Source organism: Parasphingorhabdus sp., assembly GCF_036964675.1.
In the GTDB taxonomy this organism is placed as follows: domain Bacteria; phylum Pseudomonadota; class Alphaproteobacteria; order Sphingomonadales; family Sphingomonadaceae; genus Parasphingorhabdus.
In genome coordinates this window covers 1-4,054 of the sequence record NZ_JBALTF010000115.1, presented here as the reverse complement: position 1 = coordinate 4,054, position 4,054 = coordinate 1, and the positions used below count along the sequence as shown (strand labels likewise).

Here is a 4,054-nt window from a genome sequence, read left to right as displayed (position 1 = left end):
CCCGCATTGCCGAAAGCAGCTGCGGTCTGTGCGGTCTGGAAAATCTCGAACTGGTCGCCCGGCCGCTGCCCAAGGTCAGCCCGCATCAGCCGATCAATAAAGACCATATCTTTGCCGCGCTCGCCGCCCTGCATGACCATCAGCCGCTGAACAAGGCCACCGGCGGCGTGCATGCGGCGGCCTGGGTTGATCAGACCGGCGCCATTGCCTGCGTCCGCGAAGACGTCGGTCGCCATAATGCGCTCGACAAATTGATCGGCGCGATGGCCCGCGACAACCGGTCGCTATCGGCCGGTTTCGTCCTGACAACATCGCGGTGCAGTTACGAGATTGTCGAGAAATCGGTAATCGCCGGCGTCACCACATTGGTCACGATCTCGGTACCGACCAGCATTGCGATCGAACGCGCGCGATCCTGCGGCCTGACGCTGATATCGCTGGCCCGTGACGACAGTTATCTCGACTATAGTGCTGGCTGACGTTTAACGATCATTGGCGTGGAATTGCGTCACCACACGGCAATTCTAGGGGGTATTGCTCTCGTCACTTCAATATCAATCAATATTCAAATGATAGTTATTATCTATCAATAACTCCATAATCATTCGATTTGATCTATATTCCTGACTGTTGCATATCGGCATGGCAACAAAAGGAGACAAGCGATGAAAAATTACCTGAACGAACTTGTCAGACGCCATCGACGGCTGAACCGCCAGATCGACAACCGCAAAGCAGCGGGTTGGCAAGTTGACATGAAGCAGCTCAAACGCCTTCGGTTGCGGATCAAGGATGAAATCCAGACTATTCGCAAGCGTCTGCAACAATCACCTTCATAAAGCCGACAAAATTGAACCGGACGGCGCGCACCTCCCCCGAGCCATATGCGCCGTCCGAATCGCTTGAGAATCGCGGGATATCCAGGCCCGCTGACGTTGATCAAAGGAATGAATGGAATGCGTATCGCACCAACTATGAACTGCCCGCTTTGCTCGGTTGCATTGGTCATAAGTGAACGCCAGAGTATCGAGATTGATTATTGCCCGCAGTGCCGCGGCGTCTGGCTTGATCGCGGCGAGCTTGACAAGTTGATCGAACGTTCGGCCCCGCCGGTAAAGCAATTTCAGCAGCGACAGCCTTCTGGCGAAGACTTTCGCGACAATCGAAGCGACGATAAGGACTATGATCGCGGCTATAAAAAGAAACGCCGGAAATCCTTCCTTGAGGAGCTGTTCGACTAGGGGCTATATTTTCAACCCATGGTTTTCCGAGCATATCAGACGACAACGAAATTGCGCCCCCGGCTCTTCTAGGACAAATATATGATCGAATCTCTGACCTATCTGGTGATAGGTCTTGTGGCGCTGCTGGTTGGCGGTGAAGTGCTTGTGCGCGGTGCTGTTCGCTTGGCTTCTCGTGCCGGAGTAACGCCGCTGATCGTCGGTCTTGTGATCGTCGGCTTCGGGACATCCATGCCGGAATTGGTCACCAGTGTCGAAGCGGCGTTGCTGGATGCTCCCGGAATCGCGTGGGGCAATATCGTCGGCTCCAACATTGCCAACGCCTTGCTGATATTGGGCGTTGCCGCGCTTGCTTCGCCCATCATCATTACCAATGCCAATTATTTGCGCGACCCGGTGATCATGATCGCTGCCTCATTCGGCCTGATTGCTGTTGCCTTGACCGGGCTCGGTCATGGGCTCGTCGGCGTAGCCATGGCCGGATTGCTTGCCGCCTATATAACCTATTGCTACCGACAGGAGACAGTCGCTGTCCTTCAAACCCCGGCTGATCATGATCCGGCATTCCACAATGCGCCGCATGACAAGGCGGCGGCGCTGGAACTGGCTGATCCCTTATTGCCTCATCCGCTGTCGCAGGGCGCGGGCAATGGCTGGCTCAAACCGATCATCCTGACGCTTGCAGGCCTTGCCATTCTCATCTTTGGCGGGCGGATGCTGGTGTCAGGAGCGATAGATCTGGCACGTATGGCGAATCTGTCGGAAACATTGATTGGGCTGACCATAGTCGCCGTCGGTACGTCGCTGCCGGAACTGGTGACTTCCGTGATCGCAGCCGTCCGCAAACAGTCGGAAATCGCCTTTGGCAATGTGATCGGTTCAAACATCTATAATATCCTCGGGATCGGCGGCGTCACAATGATGTTTGCACCAAGCGGCGTTCCTCATGATCTGATCACCCGCGACTTGCCGGTCATGCTGGCAAGCAGCATCTTGATCATTTTCATTTTGATGAAATGGCGCAGATTTGGACGGATCAGCGGCGCACTGCTGGTTAGCGGCTACTTTTTGTATCTCGGATTTCTGATATATGGAAGCCTGGGCGTTGCATAAGCGGAAATCGACGGTGCGATGTTCGGACCGATTATCTCACTCCGATGGCAAGGGGTACTGAGGACAAATGGATTTTGCAGATATTCTGGTCCGGCTTCTGGATTTTTTGGTCATCGGTTTTGCTCTGGCATCGGGCTGGCTTTGGCTGGCCGCCAGCCGCCGCCGACTGCGGCGCGTGAGCAAGCATGAAACGCTTGATGCCGCCGACTATAACCGGATAATAACGGCGCTCAATCGCACCCAAATTCTCAATTCCCGTGCGGCACTGGCTACGGCATTGGCCGCGTTTATGGCCGCGCTGCGTATCATTTGCTACGAGATTTTCGGGACCTGAATTGCCGTAAGGCGACATGAAATTCACAACAAGTGCGCAGTCACCGAAATTCGCGTAATGGCCTGGAGGCGTACCGCCCATTTTGGAGATTTGACCATGACCACAGCATCGCGACCGCCATCGATCGGCAACGCCGAACGCGAACAGCGGCTGGACCATCTGCGCAAGGCGATGCCGGCAAGCGGCCTTGATGCCCTGATCATCACACCGGGCAGCAACATGCGCTATTTCTTCGGCGAGGCCTTTTACGAAAGCGAACGCTTTGTCGGTGTGTTGATTACCGCTGACCGCAATATCTTCATCTGCCCGAAATTCGAGGAATCCGCGATCCGGGCCAAATTTCCCATGGCTTCGGAAATGGCCTTCTGGGAGGAGCATGAAAGCCCCTTCGCGCTCATCGCGTCTCTATTGGCCGAACACGGTTGCCAGCGATGCGCGCTCGATCCCGAATGTTCCTACGGCCATGCCGCGCGCCTGTTCGATGCGCTGGCCCAGCTCGAAAAACCGGTCCTTCATGGCTCTGCCGCCTCGATCATCGCCCCGCTGCGCGCGATAAAATCACAGGCTGAAATCGATCTGATGATCGCGGCCATGCAGTTGACGCTCGCCGTTCATCAGACGGTCTTTGAGTGGATCAAACCGGGCATGAAAGCCAGCGCAGTGATCGCCGAAATCGATCGCCTGCACCGCGCCGGCGGCGCCGATCGCGGCAAAAGCTTTTGCGCCGTGCAATTTGGCGAAGCGACCTCCCACCCGCACGGTGTCCCGGGCGACCCGGCGCTGCAGGAGGGCGAACTGATCCTGATCGACACCGGCTGCACCATCGACGGCTATAATTCCGACATCACCCGCACCTACGCCCTGTCGAAACTGGATGGCGAGATCGAACGATTGTGGCAGGTGGAAAAACAGGCCCAGCAAGCCGCCTTTGATGCTGCCGCGATCGGCACGCCCTGCGAAGCGGTCGACAAGGCCGCCCGCGATATGCTGATCAGACACGGCCTCGGCCCCGACTATGACCTGCCAGGCCTCCCCCACCGCACCGGCCACGGCATCGGCCTCGACATCCACGAAGGCCCCTATCTGGTCAAAGGCGACAAGACGCCGCTGGCGGCAGGCATGTGCTTTTCCAACGAACCGATGATCGTTGTACCAGGCGAATATGGCATCCGGCTGGAAGACCATTTCTATATGACGGCGTCAGGACCGGAGTGGTTTACCCGGCCGCAAGAGGATCTTTATCGGCCATTTGGGTAGTGTGGGGTTTGAGGGAACGGCGTTCTTCGCGGTATGAAGATGTCCGTTTTCGGGACGAAAAATCACAGCGCCTATGTTCGATAAGGGCGAAAGGGCGGCGTTACGGATG

6 protein-coding genes are annotated in these 4,054 nt (G+C 56.5%); all 6 read left to right on the top strand.

Annotated features, from left to right (window positions below; translation table 11 throughout):
- Positions 1 to 479: formate dehydrogenase accessory sulfurtransferase FdhD (locus tag V7665_RS13200; RefSeq protein WP_335664998.1), on the top strand; the 479-nt coding region annotated here is incomplete at its 5' end.
- Between the two features lie 186 nt (positions 480 to 665).
- Entirely contained in the window at positions 666 to 839 is a 174-nt protein-coding gene (locus tag V7665_RS13195; protein ID WP_335664997.1) for a YdcH family protein, read from the top strand.
- A 108-nt stretch (positions 840 to 947) separates the two neighbouring features.
- Positions 948 to 1,241, top strand: coding sequence for a TFIIB-type zinc ribbon-containing protein (locus tag V7665_RS13190; RefSeq protein WP_335664999.1), 294 nt, complete (start codon positions 948 to 950; stop codon positions 1,239 to 1,241).
- Between the two features lie 81 nt (positions 1,242 to 1,322).
- Positions 1,323 to 2,354, top strand: coding sequence for a calcium/sodium antiporter (locus V7665_RS13185; RefSeq protein ID WP_335664996.1), 1,032 nt, complete (start codon positions 1,323 to 1,325; stop codon positions 2,352 to 2,354).
- A 67-nt stretch (positions 2,355 to 2,421) separates the two neighbouring features.
- A complete protein-coding gene (locus V7665_RS13180; protein WP_335664995.1) occupies positions 2,422 to 2,688 on the top strand; it encodes a hypothetical protein in 267 nt (88 codons plus the stop codon).
- Positions 2,689 to 2,784: 96 nt separating this feature from the next.
- Positions 2,785 to 3,945 (top strand): M24 family metallopeptidase, encoded by a 1,161-nt coding sequence (locus tag V7665_RS13175; protein WP_335664994.1) that lies wholly within the window; start codon positions 2,785 to 2,787, stop codon positions 3,943 to 3,945.
- The last annotated feature ends 109 nt before the right edge of the window (positions 3,946 to 4,054 follow it).

Excerpts from the sequence above, each read along its gene's own strand:
- V7665_RS13195 (WP_335664997.1), top strand. The coding sequence starts at position 666 with ATGAAAAATTACCTGAACGAACTTGTCAGACGCCATCGACGGCTGAAC.
- V7665_RS13190 (WP_335664999.1), top strand. The coding sequence starts at position 948 with ATGAATGGAATGCGTATCGCACCAACTATGAACTGCCCGCTTTGCTCG.
- V7665_RS13185 (WP_335664996.1), top strand. The coding sequence starts at position 1,323 with ATGATCGAATCTCTGACCTATCTGGTGATAGGTCTTGTGGCGCTGCTG.
- V7665_RS13180 (WP_335664995.1), top strand. The coding sequence starts at position 2,422 with ATGGATTTTGCAGATATTCTGGTCCGGCTTCTGGATTTTTTGGTCATC.
- V7665_RS13175 (WP_335664994.1), top strand. The coding sequence starts at position 2,785 with ATGACCACAGCATCGCGACCGCCATCGATCGGCAACGCCGAACGCGAA.